The organism is Nocardia sp. NBC_00565 (assembly GCF_036345915.1).
Taxonomy (GTDB): domain Bacteria; phylum Actinomycetota; class Actinomycetes; order Mycobacteriales; family Mycobacteriaceae; genus Nocardia.
In genome coordinates, this window is record NZ_CP107785.1 from 7,747,679 (window position 1) to 7,766,039 (window position 18,361).

General features: G+C 64.6%; 20 protein-coding genes. 2 read left to right on the plus strand and 18 right to left on the minus strand.

All coding sequences use genetic code 11. The annotated features are described in order from the left end of the window. Positions 1-83: 83 nt before the first annotated feature. From OG874_RS35715 to OG874_RS35780, 14 genes are all read right to left on the minus strand, one after another. On the minus strand, positions 84-1,004 hold the full coding sequence (locus OG874_RS35715) for a hypothetical protein (protein WP_330251452.1): 921 nt from the start codon (positions 1,002-1,004) through the stop codon (positions 84-86). Between the two features lie 40 nt (positions 1,005-1,044). Beyond that, positions 1,045-2,049 carry a hypothetical protein gene (locus OG874_RS35720; RefSeq protein WP_330251453.1) on the minus strand — a complete coding sequence of 335 codons (1,005 nt, stop codon included), beginning with the start codon at positions 2,047-2,049 and terminating at the stop codon, positions 1,045-1,047. A gap of 247 nt (positions 2,050-2,296) precedes the next feature. Next, positions 2,297-2,989 carry a hypothetical protein gene (locus OG874_RS35725; RefSeq protein WP_330251454.1) on the minus strand — a complete coding sequence of 231 codons (693 nt, stop codon included), beginning with the start codon at positions 2,987-2,989 and terminating at the stop codon, positions 2,297-2,299. 2 nt (positions 2,990-2,991) lie between these two features. Continuing rightward, positions 2,992-3,522, minus strand: coding sequence for a hypothetical protein (locus OG874_RS35730; RefSeq protein WP_330251455.1), 531 nt, complete (start codon positions 3,520-3,522; stop codon positions 2,992-2,994). Further along, positions 3,519-4,013 (minus strand): hypothetical protein, encoded by a 495-nt coding sequence (locus OG874_RS35735; protein ID WP_330251456.1) that lies wholly within the window; start codon positions 4,011-4,013, stop codon positions 3,519-3,521. Before OG874_RS35735 ends, OG874_RS35730 begins: the two co-directional genes overlap by 4 nt. A gap of 18 nt (positions 4,014-4,031) precedes the next feature. Beyond that, complete coding sequence (locus tag OG874_RS35740; RefSeq protein WP_330251457.1) at positions 4,032-4,880, minus strand: C40 family peptidase; 849 nt, start codon at positions 4,878-4,880, stop codon at positions 4,032-4,034. Positions 4,881-5,127: 247 nt separating this feature from the next. Continuing rightward, complete coding sequence (locus OG874_RS35745; protein ID WP_330251458.1) at positions 5,128-6,768, minus strand: hypothetical protein; 1,641 nt, start codon at positions 6,766-6,768, stop codon at positions 5,128-5,130. Positions 6,769-6,821: 53 nt separating this feature from the next. Then, positions 6,822-8,291 (minus strand): SCO6880 family protein, encoded by a 1,470-nt coding sequence (locus OG874_RS35750; RefSeq protein ID WP_330251459.1) that lies wholly within the window; start codon positions 8,289-8,291, stop codon positions 6,822-6,824. Then, positions 8,288-9,742, minus strand: coding sequence for a hypothetical protein (locus OG874_RS35755; RefSeq protein WP_330251460.1), 1,455 nt, complete (start codon positions 9,740-9,742; stop codon positions 8,288-8,290). The genes OG874_RS35750 and OG874_RS35755 overlap by 4 nt, the downstream gene beginning before the upstream one ends. Next, positions 9,733-10,554: a hypothetical protein gene (locus tag OG874_RS35760; RefSeq protein WP_330251461.1), complete on the minus strand. Its 822-nt coding sequence runs from the start codon at positions 10,552-10,554 to the stop codon at positions 9,733-9,735. The genes OG874_RS35755 and OG874_RS35760 overlap by 10 nt, the downstream gene beginning before the upstream one ends. Then, positions 10,551-11,201, minus strand: coding sequence for a hypothetical protein (locus OG874_RS35765; protein ID WP_330251462.1), 651 nt, complete (start codon positions 11,199-11,201; stop codon positions 10,551-10,553). Before OG874_RS35765 ends, OG874_RS35760 begins: the two co-directional genes overlap by 4 nt. Positions 11,202-11,253: 52 nt before the next feature. Further along, positions 11,254-11,490: a hypothetical protein gene (locus OG874_RS35770; protein ID WP_330251463.1), complete on the minus strand. Its 237-nt coding sequence runs from the start codon at positions 11,488-11,490 to the stop codon at positions 11,254-11,256. Next, complete coding sequence (locus OG874_RS35775) at positions 11,487-11,765, minus strand: hypothetical protein (RefSeq protein WP_330251464.1); 279 nt, start codon at positions 11,763-11,765, stop codon at positions 11,487-11,489. Before OG874_RS35775 ends, OG874_RS35770 begins: the two co-directional genes overlap by 4 nt. Next, a complete protein-coding gene (locus OG874_RS35780; RefSeq protein WP_330251465.1) occupies positions 11,759-11,974 on the minus strand; it encodes a hypothetical protein in 216 nt (71 codons plus the stop codon). The genes OG874_RS35775 and OG874_RS35780 overlap by 7 nt, the downstream gene beginning before the upstream one ends. Here OG874_RS35780 and OG874_RS35785 point away from each other — a divergent pair, their 5' ends adjacent. Beyond that, on the plus strand, positions 11,975-12,187 hold the full coding sequence (locus tag OG874_RS35785) for a hypothetical protein (RefSeq protein WP_330251466.1): 213 nt from the start codon (positions 11,975-11,977) through the stop codon (positions 12,185-12,187). It begins immediately after the preceding gene. 233 nt (positions 12,188-12,420) lie between these two features. On the opposite strand, the gene OG874_RS35790 is transcribed toward OG874_RS35785, so the two are convergent. From OG874_RS35790 to OG874_RS35805, 4 genes are all read right to left on the minus strand, one after another. After that, the gene (locus OG874_RS35790) at positions 12,421-12,762 is read right to left on the minus strand and encodes a hypothetical protein (RefSeq protein ID WP_330251467.1); all 342 of its coding nucleotides are present in this window, start codon (positions 12,760-12,762) and stop codon (positions 12,421-12,423) included. Positions 12,763-13,181: 419 nt separating this feature from the next. After that, positions 13,182-14,750 carry a cutinase family protein gene (locus tag OG874_RS35795; protein WP_330251468.1) on the minus strand — a complete coding sequence of 523 codons (1,569 nt, stop codon included), beginning with the start codon at positions 14,748-14,750 and terminating at the stop codon, positions 13,182-13,184. Continuing rightward, positions 14,747-16,003: a cutinase family protein gene (locus OG874_RS35800; RefSeq protein WP_330251469.1), complete on the minus strand. Its 1,257-nt coding sequence runs from the start codon at positions 16,001-16,003 to the stop codon at positions 14,747-14,749. Before OG874_RS35800 ends, OG874_RS35795 begins: the two co-directional genes overlap by 4 nt. Further along, entirely contained in the window at positions 16,000-16,833 is an 834-nt protein-coding gene (locus OG874_RS35805; protein WP_330251470.1) for a hypothetical protein, read from the minus strand. Before OG874_RS35805 ends, OG874_RS35800 begins: the two co-directional genes overlap by 4 nt. A gap of 620 nt (positions 16,834-17,453) precedes the next feature. Between OG874_RS35805 and OG874_RS35810 the strand changes: the two genes are divergently transcribed. Beyond that, a complete protein-coding gene (locus OG874_RS35810) occupies positions 17,454-18,278 on the plus strand; it encodes a helix-turn-helix domain-containing protein (protein WP_330251471.1) in 825 nt (274 codons plus the stop codon). The last annotated feature ends 83 nt before the right edge of the window (positions 18,279-18,361 follow it).

The window sequence follows — 18,361 nt, forward strand, 5'->3', positions numbered from 1 at the left end:
GCAGACGACACCGAACCGGGCAGGGAGGCGGTGCTGACCGATCGGCACTTGCAGGACCATCGGCGCAGCGATGACCTGCGCGTTCATAGCCCCACCTCCGGATTCGATGGTGGGCTCAGTGGTCGGCCAGGTGCTTCGGTCGCTGTCGGGTCCGTGGCTTCTTGCATGGTGCCCGACGGGTGAGCTGAGTCGATCAGCGCATCAGCGACGTTGTCGGTCGGCGTCGGTGATGTCGGAGCGTCCGGCTGAGAGACGCATGCGGTGATCGGTGCGTGTAGCAGTGGGTCCTGACTGGTCAGACGCTTACCCATTAGGCGCGCGTCCATCAGGATCGCGGCAAGGTTGCCGAACGGGATCGGCTGCCCCGCAGAGGCCGGGGCGAGGTCGAGCCAATGCTGTCCCAATTCGTGTCGGAAGGGGCTCAATGTCGTTGCGAAGACATGGGATACGGCAACATGATCTCCATCGGGGCGCCCGGTGACGACCATGGCGATTCGTTCGGTGGTGTTGCGTTCGAATGCGACGAGCCACTGCTCTTCGGCCCCGGCGATCTGCGAATCTGCGAGCACGCTGGCCGAACCTTCCCGAGATTGGCCAACGAAACGCGCCTTCAGAACGGCACCCTGGTCGACGAGTTCGATGAGAAATCTGTCGACAGCCGTAGACAACTCACTATCGACAGCAGGAACGCCATCGGGGTAGAGGTCCAGTACGAGCCGCCGCTTGACGTGCTCGGTCAATGGACCTGCGGTGACCTCTGCGGTGTCGGGGAGACCCCAGACGTTGGCGCGGCTGTCGACGAACCACACCTGTCCGATAGGGCTGGGTGCCAACTGCTCAACGTACTGCCGAACATGGCTCTCAATGCCTGCGACGAACGCAGAGGTGATGAAGCAGCCTTCGTAGAGCTGGGCGGCGTAGCGAATATCGGGGGCGCGCAGGTCAGATCTCAGTTCACCGCGTGCGAAGCGGGCTCTGCCGGATGCAGGTTGATGATAGGTCATGGTCGTGTTCCTGTGTGGCACATAGTGTTTGGATGCACGGCTACAGCGAGACCGTGACATTGGGCTGAGACGTTGACGATGTCGGTGGGGCACCCGTCGTTTGGGCCTGCGCAGCTTCGGTACCGCCGCCGTTGGCCGCTTGGATCAGGTGCGTCGACTGCTGCTCCGCGCTGGCATTGCTTGCACTCTCCGCCGAGCGGGCACTGGACTGTTCGGAGGCAGCAGACTTCTCGCCGTCTTGCAGCGCATCGATTACGCCGAATTTGGTTCGCGTCATACTTTCGACACCCTGAACATGCGCAACGAGGTCTGGTTCGGAAATTCCCAGAGCCCGAGCACTATTCATCGCCGCTTCTTTCGCGTGGGCGAGATCGGCAAGATTGGGAACTTGGTCGCCCCTGATGGCAGCCCGCAATGCATGCTCCCAGTTCATAATTTTCTTACTGACTTCATTCAGTGCCGCAGACTGCTGGGGAGTCGTCCACGCCGCGGGGCCGGTGGCGGCCGTCAGGCGGGAAGTGAATCGGCTTGCGACCGAACCGATCCGGCCAGTCAGTTGCTGCCGTGATCGCCATGCGGCCACGCGCGCCCGGAGCGCATCCAGTCCCGTCTTCTGCTGCCAGGGCGATCGCTCCGGCGCGTCAGGCGTGTTGTGGGCAACCCGCAGTGTCTCGATCGCTTGCCCGCGTTCGGTTTCCGATAGGTGTGGGGCACGCTGGATGACATCTTCAAGAGTGTTTGCCTGTTGAGCGAGACTCTGCTGACGACCGAACCACTGGTCCACCGTTTCACCGAGTTTGGGCGCGCGACCCGATTGGATGGTGTTGCGGTGTTGGCGAATCCAGTCGGTGATAGCTTCTCGGGTTTGCTGGTGCTCAGCTTCCTGCCGACGAACTTCATCGCGCAACGTGTGGTTGATCTGCTTGCGCACCGACCGGGGGAGCCGCGTCGCGGAGGGTTCGGACTCCCGCCATGTCTCGATGATCTGTAGCAGCGCAAACCGCATGGCGTCGCTGTCGGAGCTGGATGCCTGGGGAGTGGTCATGACCTGCTCTCCTCTCGTGACACGGGTGCTTGGCTCGGTGGTTTCGGGTTGTCGGCAATTTGCGAGGCGGCAAGTACCGCGGATAGATGTGCCCAGGAGACGCCCAGGCGGGACAGCCACCGAGCGAATGCGGCGGTGTCCCCGGTGCGGAGGGCGTGCTGTATCCGCACCAAGGCGGCGCTGCTGGCGGGGACACTGGATTCCGGTGCGCGCGGCTGGGTTTCGGCGATGCGACGGTGGGTCGAGTTCATAGCTGTAGCGCCTGATCGACAGCAGAGGCGTTGGGCTGGGGCGGCGCAGCACCGGCTGGGGCGGCCGGGCCGGTGGTGGCGCCGTTGGGCGGGTGGGCCTCAGAAATCAGTCGTGCGGCAGCGCTGGTGGCGTCATCGCTGTGGCTCTGCGTGCCGGAATGAGCACTGTCGGCGTCGAGGTGGCCGAGGGTGAGATCGGCGGCGAGCTGCGTCGAGTCATCGATCGGCAAATCCATCCAGCCGGGCTCGCTGGCCAGCAGTCGCTCGGCGTCAGCCTGGATCTCATCGGGATCGAGCCCGGCATCGGTCAGGCGCTCGTCGTAAGCATCAGCTCGATCGGGATCGATATCCGCTGTTGCCCGCGCTGCGGCCCATTCGGCGATGGCAGCGTCGTCTTGATGTTGCGACAGCTGGTCGCGTGCAAGTTCCTTCGCGAATTCCGCGTTCTGGTCGAGTACTTCGAGGCGTCGAGTCGTCTCGATAGTCCGGAGCTGGTGGCGCTGCTGATCTCGTGTTTCGCGAGCGGCGGCCCGGGCTTCGCTGACGTTGGCGCGGTTTTGTGCGGCACCGTCGCGCGCCGCGCCCTGCTTGGCTGCCCGGTAGGTGCGAACAGTGTCGAGAGCGACGCGCATCGCCTGGGTCGCCACGCCACGGAGCGAGTTGGTGATCTCGTCGACTTCTTCGGTCATGATCAGCGCACCTCAAGCTGGTCAAGCAACCAGGGTCGCTTCGAATCGGTTCGGACAACCCGCGCGTAGATGGAGGTGTGATGGGCTGGGCCATCGCCGAGATGCTGATCGAGCGTGATTACGCGACTGACCGATCCGCCGGTGTCGGGTGGATGATCGTCCTCGGCGACATGCGCCGTGGTGATTACGCGCGTTGCGCCACGTTGCTCCGACAACGTGCTGGTGATCTGGCCCCCGAGCGCGATGGCCGAGTTTCCGACTCTTTCGCGGTAGTCGTCGGTCAACAGTGGAGAGGCAGCATCGAATGATGTCGCAGGGTCGTACTTTTCGGACGATTGGGAAAAGATGCGCGTGACTGCTGCGGTCAGCACTTCCTCGGCCGCGCAGGGGTCGACGTTCGTGTAAGGGTGAGGAAATGGCGGCGCGGTGCACGTTGCCGCAGGAATCGCCACGTCGTCGCGCGCCGCGCAGCCGGTGACTGCCAGCAGCATGGCCCCGATACCGGTGATCGCAAGCGCGGGTCGGACCTTCATGACGCGGTCGGGTAGGCATCGTCGGAGAGCAGTTCGACGGGATCGACGGCGGGTTGGAGATAGCCACCCGAGTTCACCCATTCCGTTGCCGGATTCCAGTCACTAGTGACGATGAGATCCAGCACCAGTTGGTGGCTGTTCGCCAAGTTGGTCAGCCTCGCGTTATCGAGTGTCCTGCTCACCATCAAGTGGACGGTCGCTGCGGGGGCGTTGATAGCTTCGCGAGCGCGGGCAGCCAGTCGAATGGCCTTGATCGCTGCCGAGTTGTCGGCGCGCAGTGGATCGCCCTGTGGGTGATCCGGATCGTCGAAACCAAAGGGACCGAAGGCAATCAGCTGGCCCTCGTCGCCGCAGATCGCCCAAGTGTCATGGTCACTTCCCGCGGACCACAAGGTGATATGTGGACCGCTGTCAGCTGCGGATCGGCCATACTTGTCGGTGGCCGACGCCGGGTCGTGTTGTGCCGGGATTCTGTGGCCGGGGATGAACATACGTACTTCCTCCTTGTGTTATCCGTATCTGCGGACGTCCATGCGTTCCCCCTGCCAGAGGGGCTCGATCGTGACGGTTTGGCCGAAGGTCGGCGCGTGTAGGAGCAGGTCACGGCCCTGCTCGTCGGTGCCGTACAAGACACCGACGTGATGGGATTCCGCAGCGCCGGGTTGTGTGAAAAAGATCAGGTCGCCGGGCCGGCGCTGAGCGAACGGAATGGTTTGGCCCGCAGGGTCGTCCTGCTGTGACTGCGTGTAGTGCGCGAGCCGGATGCGTCCCTGCGATGCGTGGTAGATCGCGTAGAGGGTCAGACCTGAGCAATCCATTCCGCCGCTGGTGGGGCCGTTGGCATCGCCGCCGCCCCACACGTAAGGCGTTCCGAGCCAGCGCGCGGCGGCCTCGACAACCGCTTGGCCGAATGGTCCTGTGTTGCCTGGGATTGCAAGTCCCGAGCCGTCTGCACCGCATCCTGCTGGCAGCTGGCCGGGGGCCGTGGCGGGCAGTTGACCGACATCGATTCCAGCAAAAGCGTTGTACAGGTCCTGGGCCAGTGGGAGGTCGCGGCTGTACGCAGTGGGATTGCCAGAGATCTCGATGGCCTGCGCGAGTTCGGCCGGATCCATCGCAGCAGCGCCGCTGATCTTGTCGGCCTGGTCATAGAACCATCCGATCTGATAACTAGGGTCCATCAATGTCGAGATGCCAACCGCTCCCCACACGCTGGCTCGCATCTGATGTGGTCCGAGGCTATCCAGGTTGGTGCCGGTCCCGTCGTTGGCGAAGCGCAGAGATTCCGGGACGGAAGGATTGGCGAGGTTCCTGAGTCCGGATTCGGTGATCTGCGCCGCGAGTTCGGCGACGATCACTGTGCGTGGCTGGCGCCGCTGCACACCGATCACCACACCGTTGCGAGCGAGCTTGAGCTGTGCCTCGTTGAGCCCGGCGAGAGTGATGCCGGTAGGACCTTCGATTCCGCCGCCCGAAGAAGCGGCCAGAGTGCACGTGGCCGGATTTTGGGAGCCGACCATGACGAGCATCGACAATGTCGATACGGTGAGAAGCAGAGGGAGGGCGGTAGCGAACGCTACGGTGGTCCGTGAGGTCTCCATGCGATCACCCCGCGTCTTCAGTATCGCGGAGGCCATCAAACCGACGGTTCGTATTGTGGACCTGAGTTGCGCGCTCGGTGGCGGTGAAAACGAGCCTGAATGGAATTCCGGGTTGCTGGCCTTCGCCGGTACGGAGTAGGAAACATCCTGTGCCAGGCGGTGTTTCACGTTCGCCCCGACTATCGAGCAGTTCTTCGGTGGGTTGACGGGGAGCCGCCCACCCGGTGAGTAGTAGTTCCTCGGTTTTGGTCAATGGCACGACCGCGCGAAGTCGTTCCACTTCGTCGGGTGGTATCGGCCCGAGGATCTTCGCTCTGGATCGCTCGATGAATCCCAGCGCCTTCATGCGGGCTGCTGGACTGTCGAACGCCGACAGATCTTTGATGGTGTGGCTGCACATGATCAGCCCTGAGCCCAGCGGCCGGTTGAGCCGAGTGAGCGCGTCGACGCGGTCAACCATGAAATCGCCGAGCCCAAGGACTCGCCAGATCTCGTCGAGGACGATCTCGAATGTGCGTTTGCGTGCGAGGCCGGCGTCAGCGAGGGTGTGAGCTGCGGTCACGGCGTTGATACCTTCGGACCAGCAGACCATGAGCACGGCGGCGAGCAATTTGTTGTCCCCATCGGGGATATGGCTGACATCAACGCAGACCGCGGGCGCATCGAGGTTGAGTTCGGTCGTGGTATGGCCGTCGAGCGCTTCTCCGAATGGGCCTTCGATCAGCGCTCTCAACGAACGCCGAAGAGTGCGGGTGGAGTCTCGGTAGGCGTACCCGACGTCCTCCTCCGAGGAGCGAAGCATGTTCTCGCCGCCGTCGGAGATCACGCCGAGCAGATCACGCAGGAGCGGCGGCCGAGACATCGTGTAGTCACCGTCGCTGTAGAGCTGTCGTAGACCCGCCGCGATCAGGGTCTCTTCCCAATCCGCGATCCGGTCGCCCCGCGCGAGTTCAATCAGAGCAGCAACGATGGTGACCTGACCTGCTTCGACGCGGGCAATGACCTGCCGCCGCAGATCAGAGTCGGGTAGGCGGTCGACCACGGCACCGAGTGCGCCGACGGCCAAGGGATTCAGCTTGCCTCGCCCGTATCCGAGTTCGACGATCTGGCCGCCGAGATGCTCGACCAGGTCGCGGTATTCACCTTTGGTGTCACCGAGCGCGAGCACGGTCTCTCCGGCAGCGACTGCGCCGGTCATTATCCGGCGGATGAGTGAGGACTTGCCGAAACCGTTGAGGGCCAGCACGAAAAGCGTGGGAGCAGTGAGAAAGCCGCGTAAGAACCAGGCCATGGGATCGAAGTGCACCGGGCTGCCGGTGACGAAGTGCGGCCCGAGCGGGGTGCCGACTACTGGCGCGGAAGCGCCGACCGAGAATGGCCAGAGTCCAGCTGTTTGGGTTGTGGTGCCACGCCACTCTGGTGTCGCGGGAACGACCGAGGACCGCCCGCCTCCGGCTCCGCGATAGCCACGGTCGGTCAGAGTTGCCAACGGGCGGTCGAAGCCATCGCGGCGGCTGTCTTCGGCGCGGCGGGTCGCGGTGGCGAGGCGGTGGTTGTCGCTGGACAACAGGTATCGCGCCCACCAGGCACTAAGACCGCCGTGCGCCACGACATTCTCGACGCGCGCACGCTCGTCCCGCGTCATTACTCGAATCCCGGCCACCTGTGTGGTGCGGGCTGGATGGGCGGCGCGGCGGGTCATGACGCCGACACGCGCTTCGAGATGCTGGCATGTTCAGGCAGGATCACACCGACGCCGAGGCTCGCGGCAAATGCCGAGGCTTGGAAGGCGTAGCAGCGGCGCACGTTGAGCCGAGATGCCGCCGACATGGTCTGTACAGATGCTTCGATGCCGGGGAGATCAGCGCCCAGATGGTCGGTGACGGTGACGAGTACGCCGAAGCGAGTCAAACCAGCACCGCGGGCTTGTTCCTGACGGCTGGCCTGCGTGTTGCCTACCCGAAGTGAGGCGGATGCCGAGGCTATTCCTTGTTGGGTCTGCTCGGCGGCGAGAGCATCCTTGAAATCGGAATCGACGATCGAGGTCGATTCGGCAGGAGAGTGCAGTCGATACACGACGGCGACTCGTTTGCGGGGAACATCCGGGCGCGGCTCGAGCAGTGGCTTGAGTGCCGTTTCGTGGACCGCCCCCAGCGGAGCGGCGTCCATCTCCCAGGTCACCGACCGGGCACCATCGTGAACGAAATGGTCCCATCGGTCGTCATGACTGATCGGCCCGGCACTATCCCAGGATTGGGTGCCCAGTACATCCTCGCCCGCTGCTTCGACATCACGTTGAGCAGCAAGGTCGTAACGGGTCCGAACCAGGCCGAATACCTCCCACGCCCGCATTGGGGTAGCGGGCAGCCCGGCACGGGCCAATTGGCTGAGTGCTCCTTGCAGCCGCAGCCCGATTTCTTTCGCCTGTTCAGCCTGGTCGCGACGCATCCGCCCAATCGACCGGTACGTCAGCGCGATCCGAGCTTCGATACGCACTCCGCTTCCACCGGTATCGGCGGCAGCTTCGGCCATGACGGCGCGCGCGTAATCAGGGGTGCCGCGCCGAATCAGCCGTGCAACCTCACGCCGTTGCCGGAGCCGAGTATCGACGACGGATTCCAGAACCGAGGTCACCGCGACGACATCGCCGCTGCGCCCTTGTGCAGCCAGGAACGTCCCGTATTCTTCGACCCAGGCGTCGATTCGGTCTTGATCGACCAGTTCCTGCGCCGACGGAATGACGCGCAACACCACCGTCCAGTGGTTGGTTCGACGCACATGGATCAGCCCGAACCTCCGCCCACCCGGTGCTTCGAACTCCATCAGCTTCGAGTCGGCCAGCAAGCCAGGCAACCGCGCGGAACCGGGAATTCGGCTGAACCGCCCTGCACGGTAAAGGGTTTCGTTACGTCGTCGTGCAAGTGCGTACTGTGTTCGCAGCGTGACGATCTCCCAGCCGGTCCGTCCTGCGCGCTGCACGACCAACGGTGTCCACACAATGGCAGCGACGGCCAGCAGCACCGCAGCCACGGTGATCGATTGGGTGATCAAGAAACCGATCATGATCATGACGACCAGACCGAGTCCTGCCATGGACACACCCCAGGTCAGACCCATCAGCCCGGCGGATCGGGGCCGCTCCCAACGTCCGTACATTCGCGTTGTCATCGACGGACCTCCATGGGGCCGGGTTCGTCGGGGCCTATCTCGTTGGCGACTTGATCGCGTACTTGATTGGCTGCACTCGCTCCGGCTTGGACTCCGGCGTTGGCGGCTGCCACCCACGGCCCACCAGCGGCACCGCCCGCTGCCGAGCCAGCCGTTGAGGTCCCCGGCGTCGCACTGCCAGTGGGAACAGCTGGAGTCGGCTGTTGGCTACCGCTGCGACCACCTCCCCCGCCGTTAGTTGTTGAGGCCGTGGTGGATTCACTACCTGTCATCACCCGACCGCCACCACTGCCGTGCCCGGATCCGCTCTGCCCTGACGAAGAGTTCGATGAACCGCCGCTATGGACGGATTCAGTGACACCACGTGCGCCGGAAGCCGATCCCGCCGCCGACGCGGCACCGGAGGCAGCGAGGCCGCCCGCCGCGCCCAATGCCATAGCGGCACCGGCCCCGCCGCCGCCGCCCATCGTGGCGACCGCAGGCGCGACCATGCGCATGATCGCGGGCAATACCAGCGCCACCAGGGCAAGCAGGATCAGCCCAAGCAGTGCCATTTGAGGGTCGTCGCCGGGAGTGCCGGCGGCGGCGAAGGCCACGACGTAAACGAGCGCACCTACGGGTTTGAACAGCACGAAGGCGATCGACCACGTCAGCAAGCGTTTGTAGGCACCCGAACCCGGTCCTGTGCCCGCCGCTGAGGCGGCAACCGGCAGTAACGCGACGACCACGATCAGCAGTGCTTGTCGGATCACCAGCAGAATGACCTGGACCAGCGCTCCGATGAATCCGATCGTGCCGAGGATGAACATCGCTCCGAGCCCCAGTCCCCCGTCGCTGTCGACGAGGGAGTCGAAACTGACCATGTTGTGCAGGACGTTCACCGCGTCGTTGTGCGTGATATCGAGGAGGACCCAGGTCGAGAAGCTGTCTCCTGCCCTGGTTCCCGCGGTGATGACGGCGGCGAACATCCAGCTGCCGAACACAGCGCGGGCGAAGGTCAGGAAGGACTCCTGAGTTTCGGCCGCCAACCCGACCTGCCCAGGCAGACCGCCCCGCTTGGCCATCATCAATCTGGCGGCCGTGAGGAGCACCGCACCAGTCATCAGCAGCACTTGAAGTCCGGTCGTGTACTCGCGCACCGTGGCCAGGACGGGCGAGACTTGGCCCGATCCCGATCCGAGCACTGGAGAGGGCAGGGCGACCCACCACGACAAGGCCCATTCCAGCTGTCGGCCGAACCCCTGGAGCATCGAGTTGACGATGGCTTCGAAACTGCCCTGTGCCGCGTCCTTCACTGCGTCGCCGCCCACCTTGCACGCCAGGTCGGCGCCAGGGATATAGCACGGGAGGGGCTTGGCTGAGGCGCTGCCGGTGCCCAGGATCATCGATTCGGCCACCACAATGCCGGTGAATGGCACCGTGAGCAGAATGCGTCGGCCGATCATCGCCATACCCCGAAGTCGGCCAGCGAGGTGACCAACGTGGACGCCGCCCACAGGGCTCCCACGTCCTCTGGGGCACGGATACGCCAGTCGCCGTCGACCCAGACCATCGGCCAGGAGGAGAATCCCGACTTGCCTTGCGGGGTACGGACTCCCAGCTGCACGACAGCGAAATCGTCGCGGTAGCCGACGACTTTGATTCCTGCTGGGACGACGACGTATTTCGCGGCGTCGGGGTTGTCGCGGCGGCTGCTGGCGTATCGCTCGAGCAACGCTGCCTGGTCTCCGACAAATCGTGCTGCCACTACCCGCTGCCAGACCCCATCGGGGGCTGCCAGCGCGCGAGCCATCGCGTCGGCGGCGGCCAGGCCAGCACCCTGCGGTGTATGTGCGAATCCGGATGCGATGCCGCCATCGATACGCGCTGGGCCATCGCTGCGGGATGCGGGCAACGCTGCGCCGTTCCACCCCCGCTGCCACATCATGCCCGCCGGTGCGGCGATGAACCACGCGGCACCGAGACCGGGGTCCGGGCCAGCTGAGTCCTGGGGCAACGCCGCACCAGCCGGGTCGGTGGGCGTTTCGAGCCGGACACCGAACAGGTCTGTCGTCGGCAGCCCGAAGGCAGGCGATCTGGGCGGATTCGCCACCGCCGTCGACGATGGGTTCGGCGGAACACTCGGCACCACAGTGGTTTTCGTGCCGGACTGCGATTCGTTGTTGTACAGCAGGGCGAGCACGGCGACGACGACGAGCGCCAAGAGCGAAGCTGTGAGGGTCAGCCCGGGTCGGAGTCCGAATGAGGTCTTGCGGCTACTCATAGCGGTAGCCAGACCATGTCAGTGGGTGTCGCGGGTACCGCTGTCACCGGTGAGGAGTCGGGGTTCTCGGGCAGCACCAGGAGCCAGTCAGTGTCGTGCCAGGCCACCGTGGCGGTATTGCGGGTCAGTGAGTTATCGGGCTGGCGGGTGAAGATGGCGACGTCTGCGGAATCTGGGGTGTAGGCCAGCAGGCTGTAACCGAGGATCTGGGGTGCGCGATCGGATGTGACCGGTTCGGTGATGGACAGTTGGATGCGTGCTGTGGCCCAGTGATCACGGCCGACTCCGGGTTGGACCATCCGGCCGACGACGCGCGACCACTGGGTGTCGTCGGCATTGGAGATTCGCACGGTGGCTTGGATGGCCGCGACCGCCGAACCGCGGGGCGAGTGTTCGTATCCGGCAGCAACTGGTCCTTCCTCGATGGTCGGCCCCTGCTGAGTTCGAGGGATCGGAATGCCTTGGAACTGTTGCCATGTCAGCCCGGTCGGTGCGGCACCAAGTTCGGCGCGGGTCGGCGATGGGCCGGTGGAGATCACCGTCGGGCCGTCGGTGCCACATCCACTGATCAGACCGGCGAGAGTCAGCAGACCTGTAACGCCCAGCAGGATGAGGATGGCGAGGGCTGGTTTGCCACTCGGGTACATCGGGTGCCTTTCGTGAACGAGCATGGGTGAGCAAGTGGGGTCGGCGACTGCATCAGGGGGGTTGCAAGACGGCTTGGGCGATCAGCCCTGCCGATCCAAGGACGGCACCGCCCACCAGCGCGGCGATCAGCCCTTCGATTGCCTCGTCGCGGTAGACGCGAATTGCTAAAAGCGCTCCCGCCCAGATGATTCGGGTGATTCCGACCAGGATCGCCAGCCAGGCGACCCAGCCGAACAGCTGGATCAGCGGAGCGGTGACGGTGGGTGGCAGTTGCTTGGCGGCGATCAAGAGCTCACGCCGTTCATCAACAGCCCGGAGATGGTCACGAAGACGCCACCGATGAGAGCCCCGGCGATGATCTTCGGCGACTCCATGGCACCGCCGTGCATCTTCTCCCAGGCGAATTTGCCGCCGCCGTAGATGATTCCGAGGACACCGGCGATCATCGCGAACCAGCTGGCCCAGCCGATGAGTTTGAGGAAGCGTTCGGAGCCTGGAGGTGCTATTGGGGTCACGGAGACTTCGGCGAGGTGTGTCACCGCTGAAAGGGCCACGGTCAGCATGGGGACTCCTTGGTGCTGGTGTCGGACAGATGTCGCGACGCCGCGATGAGCCGGGTGATCGCAGCACCTGCGGCAATCACGTCGGCGGGGACCGATTCAGTGATGCGGCGACGGCGACGGCGACGCGGAACCGGTTGGCCCGGTGTCCATTCGGCGAGGTCAACCAGTTCGCAAGCGATGAGTTCGTCGTGCCAGTCGATGTTGAACACGTGCTCGTCGATGAGGTTGGCGACAAGATCTCGGTATCGGCGGACCTCGGCCGGTACTCGACCGGGGCGGGGCGGCGTCAGCACGAGCGCCACAACGGTCACGCCAGCAGGCGCGTGCTCGGCGCGCCATTCCCGCAATCTGTCGGCAGCGGCGACGAGGCCGGGCATGCACAGCCGCGCAGCGAGAACAACACGCTGAGTAGTAACCGTTGATGCGGGCCAGCACTGTCCGCTGTCGGCCGCGGGTGCCCAGAACCGTGCAAGTGTCGAGGTAGCGGCACCACCATGTGCGCCGACTATCGCAACGAGCGGTGGGTACGCGCCCGTGGTCGGTAGCGGTTGGCTACGGATGGGGGACGGAATGAGTGGGGATGCATAAACGAAGTCGGCCAGCGACGACGGCGCAGGCGCGCGGTCGGGTTGCAAAGGGAGCGCGTTGGTCACCGTCACCCTCGTTTCTGGATGTTGGTGATGTGTGTGCCGTCGTGGAAGCGAACGTTGATCAGTTGCAAGTAGTCGAAACGATCGCGGTCGGGCCGCAATTCGACGATGTGTACCTCTGCGGCGGTATCGCTCAGCGGAGTAATCGCAACGCAATGGCGGGTGCCGACGGGAAGGCTGGCGATTCCTGCGGTGAGTCCGTCGAGGGTGAGGCCCGCCTCGGGCGTGGTGAGAGACAATGCACGAGCTGGGTCACGGTCGGCGTAGTAGGCAAATTCGAAACTGGCGACGATCCCCCCGATCGAGGTGTCATCTCCATGGCGATCGGTGACGACGACGCCGGTCAAACCCATGCACGCCGGGCTGTCGTGAACCGTTGACACCCCGGCAGTTGTGGAGGTGATGGTCGTCGTTGCAGTTTGGTCGAGGTCGGGTCGCGACCTGACCGCCACAGCCCCGACGACGACTGCTACCACGGCGGCCGAGATGGATACCCACCCCAGGACGCTGCTGCTTGATCTGGGTGCCTTCGCTGTTACCAGGGCAGTGGTCTTGGTGTCCTCGTCGTCGGTGCGTTCACCATCGGCGGCCGATAGCTGTTGCTCGCCGAGCCATCCCCATTCTCGGGCGGTGTCCGGGTCCACAGCAGAGGTGAATGCGTCGAAAGACAGCGACTGGGCTTGGGCAGGGCGAGCGCCGGGATGGCCGTCGATCCATCCCCATTCTTCACGGGACTTATTGTCTTGCAACACACTTCACCTCCTCGTCAGTTGGCAGGGAGTTCCTCCGGGGGAGCCACACGATCTGGTGAGGGGGTGTGCGGCTCCCCCGAAGGAAGGGGCGCGGAAGTACTGACTCCCGCGGGCCTCGGTGTCACCGACGAGTGCGGTGGACGCTGGACAGGACTGTCGGCCAGTGCCGCGAACCAGTGCGCGGCCACCGTCATCAGCGACTGCTGGCCGTTGCTGGAGGCGCCGTAGTCGGCGCGCCGACCGATGACATCGGCGGCTTGGGTCAGAAGCCCGATGTCGACCAGGTCGGCGTTGTCGGTGATGTTGTCGCGAACGGCGTCGAATGCTTGCTGCACCAACCGCGTTCCGGTGGCAGGCGGGATCAGTTCGACGGCGGCAGCAGCAAGCTTCGTACCAAGAGTTGTCAACGCCGCGACTGGGTTGACCAGGCCGACGCCGATCAGTTCGGCAACGGTGGCTGGGGTGATGACCTTCTCGGCGACAGTGACGACGCTGTTGAAGGCAATGGTTCCCAGCTTCATAAGCGCCTGGATCGCGTCGTTCGGACCGGGGATCTGAGTGCGCGGGTCCGAGGCTTCGGCAAGTCGTTGCGAAATGCTCTTCTCGGGCGCATAGGAGATCTGGTCCAGGCTGGTGCCTTGAACGTCGTCGTTGACGACGTTGACCGCCGTGGTGTAAATCGTTTGCGCCATCGCGGTCGCGATCGTCGATATCGCCGCAATGGGGTCGTGGAGGTCTGCGCGTGCCGCCACGTTCGATACGACTTGCAGCAGCGCGGCGTGGTCGGGAGCGTTGCAGGCGAGATCACCGGGCGCGCAAAGGTCTGCGACGCGGCCGGTGAGTGTTCCGTAGCTGGCCGAACCGGTCGCATGGTTACCGAGCGCCGCGGCGATTCCGCCTCCGTCGAGGCGGGTGTTGGGCAAGGTGATCGCCGAGACAGCGGAGTCGGGCAGGCTCGGTGGTGCCGACGGTGTGGTCTGCCCAGGGCGGCCCGGCAGCACCTCGGAATCTCGCTGTCGCGCAGGATTGGCGATCAACGCGATACCCGCAATGCGATCGGCCGGGATGGCTGTGGCGCCGGTGCCGACTCGTCGGCTGAACTCTGAAAGCGCTTGCGCCCCTTGGGCATATCCGGCCCCGCCGAGCTGTGTGTCCGGGCACTTCTGAAGAACATGGGTCGCGGACTCGACCAATCTGTCCGCCGCCGCGCTGATGGCTCGGGTGTATCCGTCGCCTGCAGCGCTCGAAGAACCGGTCGCAGCTGAGGCGTCTAGTTCGACGTAGGCGCGTTGAACCTTCGTGCCCGTTTCGGCAAGCAGTGGCCGAAGCATCGTTCCGAGCATTCCGGTGTCGGTGGTGGACGTAGCGTCGGGCGAGGTTTCTTCGGCGGGCTGGATGCCGAGCACATACAGTGCCGGGCATTCAGCCCCGGTTGGTGGCTCCGATGTGGGCTGCGACCATGCCGCGCCGGTCATGACGATCAACGCGGCGACGGTAGTGGCGCTTGCTGCCAGCACCCGCACCGGCGCCCGGTGCGCACCACGCTGCGCACACCGAACCCGGGCCCACTGGAACCGACTCATCGGCCAGCTCCTCCCGCGAGATCACGCGACAGAGCCGAGAACCAGTCGGCAGCGTTGGCAGTCTGGCCATCGGTGCCGTACCCGGTGTGATTGCCGGGCACATCGAGGTAGCGCCCCAGGACTGCGGGGTTGGCCAGATCGCTGTTGTCGGCGATGTTCTGCCCGATCGCTGCGACGAGTTGCCCGGCTAGACGCGGGATCTGTCCCAGCGGATCAGCAAGGATCGCCGAAACGACGCGGTCGGCCTTGTCGTTGGCAGCATGCGTCTCCTCCGGTGTCGGTGCCGCGGAGCGGGGGTCGGCAGCTTCGGCCAAGCGCTGAGAGACCGACCGGGACGGGGCGTAGGTGACCTGGCCGTCGACGACGCTGACATCGTTCACCAGGACGGAGGTCCTGGTGTCGGCCACAGTGTCCGACCAGGCATTCGAAAGAGACTGTGCGGCAGCGATCGGATCGCGCAGGTCTGCTTGAGCGGCGAGACCGGCGGCGGTCCGCAGGGCTGCGTCGTTGGCGGGAGCGTCACAGCTCAGATCGCCCGCAATGCAGAATTCTGCGACGCGACCGGACAAGTCGCCATAGCCTGATCCGCTGGCAGCGATGCCACCGGTCGGAGGTACGGGGTTGATCCGTACCTGGGTGGTCAGTTCCCCGTCCGATCCTGGCGGCGGGTTGGGCGTCAACTGGCCGGGCCGCCCGGGGAACGGATCGGTGCCCGGTGCACGAGAGGGATTGCTGAGCAAGGCGATCCCAGCCACCCGGTCAGCCGGTACGGGCCCGTTTCCGGAGCCGACATCGGCGGCGAAACTGGAAAGCACTTCCGCGCCTTGACTGAATCCGGCGGCGGCCAGCTGCGTGTCAGGGCATTGCGCGATGACCTGGGTGGCCATCGCGTTCAGCTGTGCGCGGGCCGCTTGAACGGAATCGCCGTAGGAGTCGGTACCTGCGCCGGTGCCGATCACGCCGCCGAAAGAGGCTGGGTAAGGCACGTAGGCGTGTCCGATACTCACCCCGTTCGCCAGCATCGGCCGGAACATCTCGCCGAGCATCCCGGTATTGTCGAAAAGCGATGCTCCGGGCGAAGATTCGCTTGTCCCCTGAATACCCAGCACGTAGAGGCCAGGGCAGCTGGAACCAGGGACCTGCGCGGTGTCGTCGGCGATGGCTGTTGCGGTGCCCGCCAGCATCGCTGCTGCGGTGCATGCCGTCACGCTCCAGGCAGCACGGTGCCGCTGGCGAGCTCGGTGCTTGCTCATTCCCCCACCCCCACAGCTGCGCCGACGCTGGCGCCGACCGTCCCGCCAGCAATGGCTGCGGGGATTCCACCCAGGGCTCCGGTGATAGCCCCGCCGATCACGGCACCGATCACGGCACCGACTGCGGTAGCGGTGCCGATAGTCCCGCCGAAGACGATGGGAGTGGCGGCAGCAGCAGCCAGGATGCCTGGAATAGCACCGATTCCTGCGGTGGCTACAGCACCTGCGACGGCCAACGCACCCTCGACGCCAATAGACCCCACGACTCCAACTGCGGCACCGATCGCGGCACCGGCCGCGGCACCTACTGCCGCGCCAGGGACGGCGGCGACGGCAGCCGCAGGAACTCCGGCGGAGACGGCACCGATCCCGGCTCCTGCGGTGGCCGCCGCCGCGACGCGGTCACTGCGCTCCGGGGGTACCCCGATGCTGTCCCAGAGCTGTGCTGCTCCGGCTTCGAAACCTGCTGCAGCGGTGTTGATTCCGTCTCTCACCTCCGGAGGGAGCCAGTCTGGGCTGGGGGTGCTCCAGTCGCCGATCCTGATCGTGTTGGGCGGCGGTTCGATCGGCGCGACCGGCGGAGTCGGTTCGGGTAGGTGGAGGTCCTCCCAGACGATCGGCGGAGCTGGCTCCGACGGAGGGACCGGGCGGGAGGAGGCATCGTTGCGTACCGCGGGCGAGGTGTGCTCGGGTTCGGGTTGGGGTTCAGATGCCGTTGGAGGTGGGGACGGCGCGGTCGTTCCCGGCTGCGCCGGGCTGGTCACCCCCGGCTGGTCGGCGATATCACCGACGGCTGCGCCGGCCGGGATCACCAAGGCCAACGTGACCATCAGAGGAACAGCGGCAACGAACAGGCCCCGCTGGATTCGACGCTTGGCCTGCCCTTGAGGAGGCCAATGATGTGAGGAGGACTGGGAGGCGCTCTCGACATGCGGAGAAACGCATAGCGAGGTCCGGTTTTCCGATGAAGGCATGCGCGTTCCACTTTCTGCGCTGAGAATTATCGACAAAGTCGAAAGAGTTTCTAGATAGGAAATGGGCCGCCCGATGCATTCATCGCCGGGCGGCCCCGAAGTCCCTACAGGAAGCTGAATACGATATTCAGCACATTCACCAGAGCCGATGTCGCATTGACAGCGATCGAACTGCCGGTGTTGAGAAAGTTGAGGATGATGGCGGGGTCCACGGATTCTCCTTCTGATTCACGTGTTGTCATTCTGACTCCACCATCACAGCCGTGAAAACCATTGCGTGTCCATAGTTTTCACTTGCACCACCAAGTGCATTACACCTCGCAGTGCATTACACCGAACAGTGTCAATCCGACCCCTCCCACAAGATCACAATTCGAATACGATTCGATCTTGAAGGAACCGAGAACACAGTTCCGCCGTCCTATCCATCACAGGCGTTTTGGAGGAGATGCCTGCTTGAGAATCAAGGGGGTTGAATGCACAACGAAAGCTCAGCTAGCAAACAATTCGCTATCGAAAAGGGACCGCGGGTCCGCCCGCTGTCGCGTCCGACCCTCGGTCGGTACATCAGGGCGGCGCGTCGTCGCACGAAGATGAGCATGAGCCGTCTGGCCGAGCTCGCCCAGGTCAGCTTGTCCTATGTGGTGCAACTCGAACACGGGGACAAGAAGAAGCCGTCGATCGGAGTGCTCGAGGCTTTTGCTCGCGCATTGGAACTCGACGAAGACGGCCGGTGGGCCTTGTTCCAACTCGCCGGCGTCGAGGTTCCCGGCCCGACGCCGACCGTGGAGGAGTTGCGCCGCGGTCTTACCGCCAACCAGCGCTACACACTCACAGGAACCGAACCACACCTGGCGGCCTACTTCGATTCCCGGTGGAACCTGTTGGCCCACAACAGCGCTCACGAGCGCGCTTTTCCCGGTCTGGCCGAGGCCGGTAACGAACAACTGTGGATGTTCACCGACGAGGCACGAGAGGTCCTGTTGGACCGCGACCACGAGATCGCAATCAGGATCGCCTGCCTGCGCGGTCGTTTGGCGATGAGGCCGAAAACGGACTGGGCTGACGAGCTCCTGGGAGCGCTCGAGGAGTATCCCGAGTTCCGGCGACGTTGGAGCCGTGACGAACGGATGGCCTACGGCCGCAGCGCTGCCGACCCGTTCATGGCGCTCCTCGATCCGGTCACGCGCCAGCCTTACTTGGTGCGCGTCAACGAGTTTCTGACCGGCAAATGCGGTGGCTACGCTCTGCACTGCTTCGTCGGCTGCAAAGAGATCGCACACCAGGCGGAAGTGGCTTAGGTCACAACGATGCATGTTCGTGTTGCAGCTCACATCGACCCACCTCGTTGCAAGTGCAGATGCACGCACATACACCCGTCGGT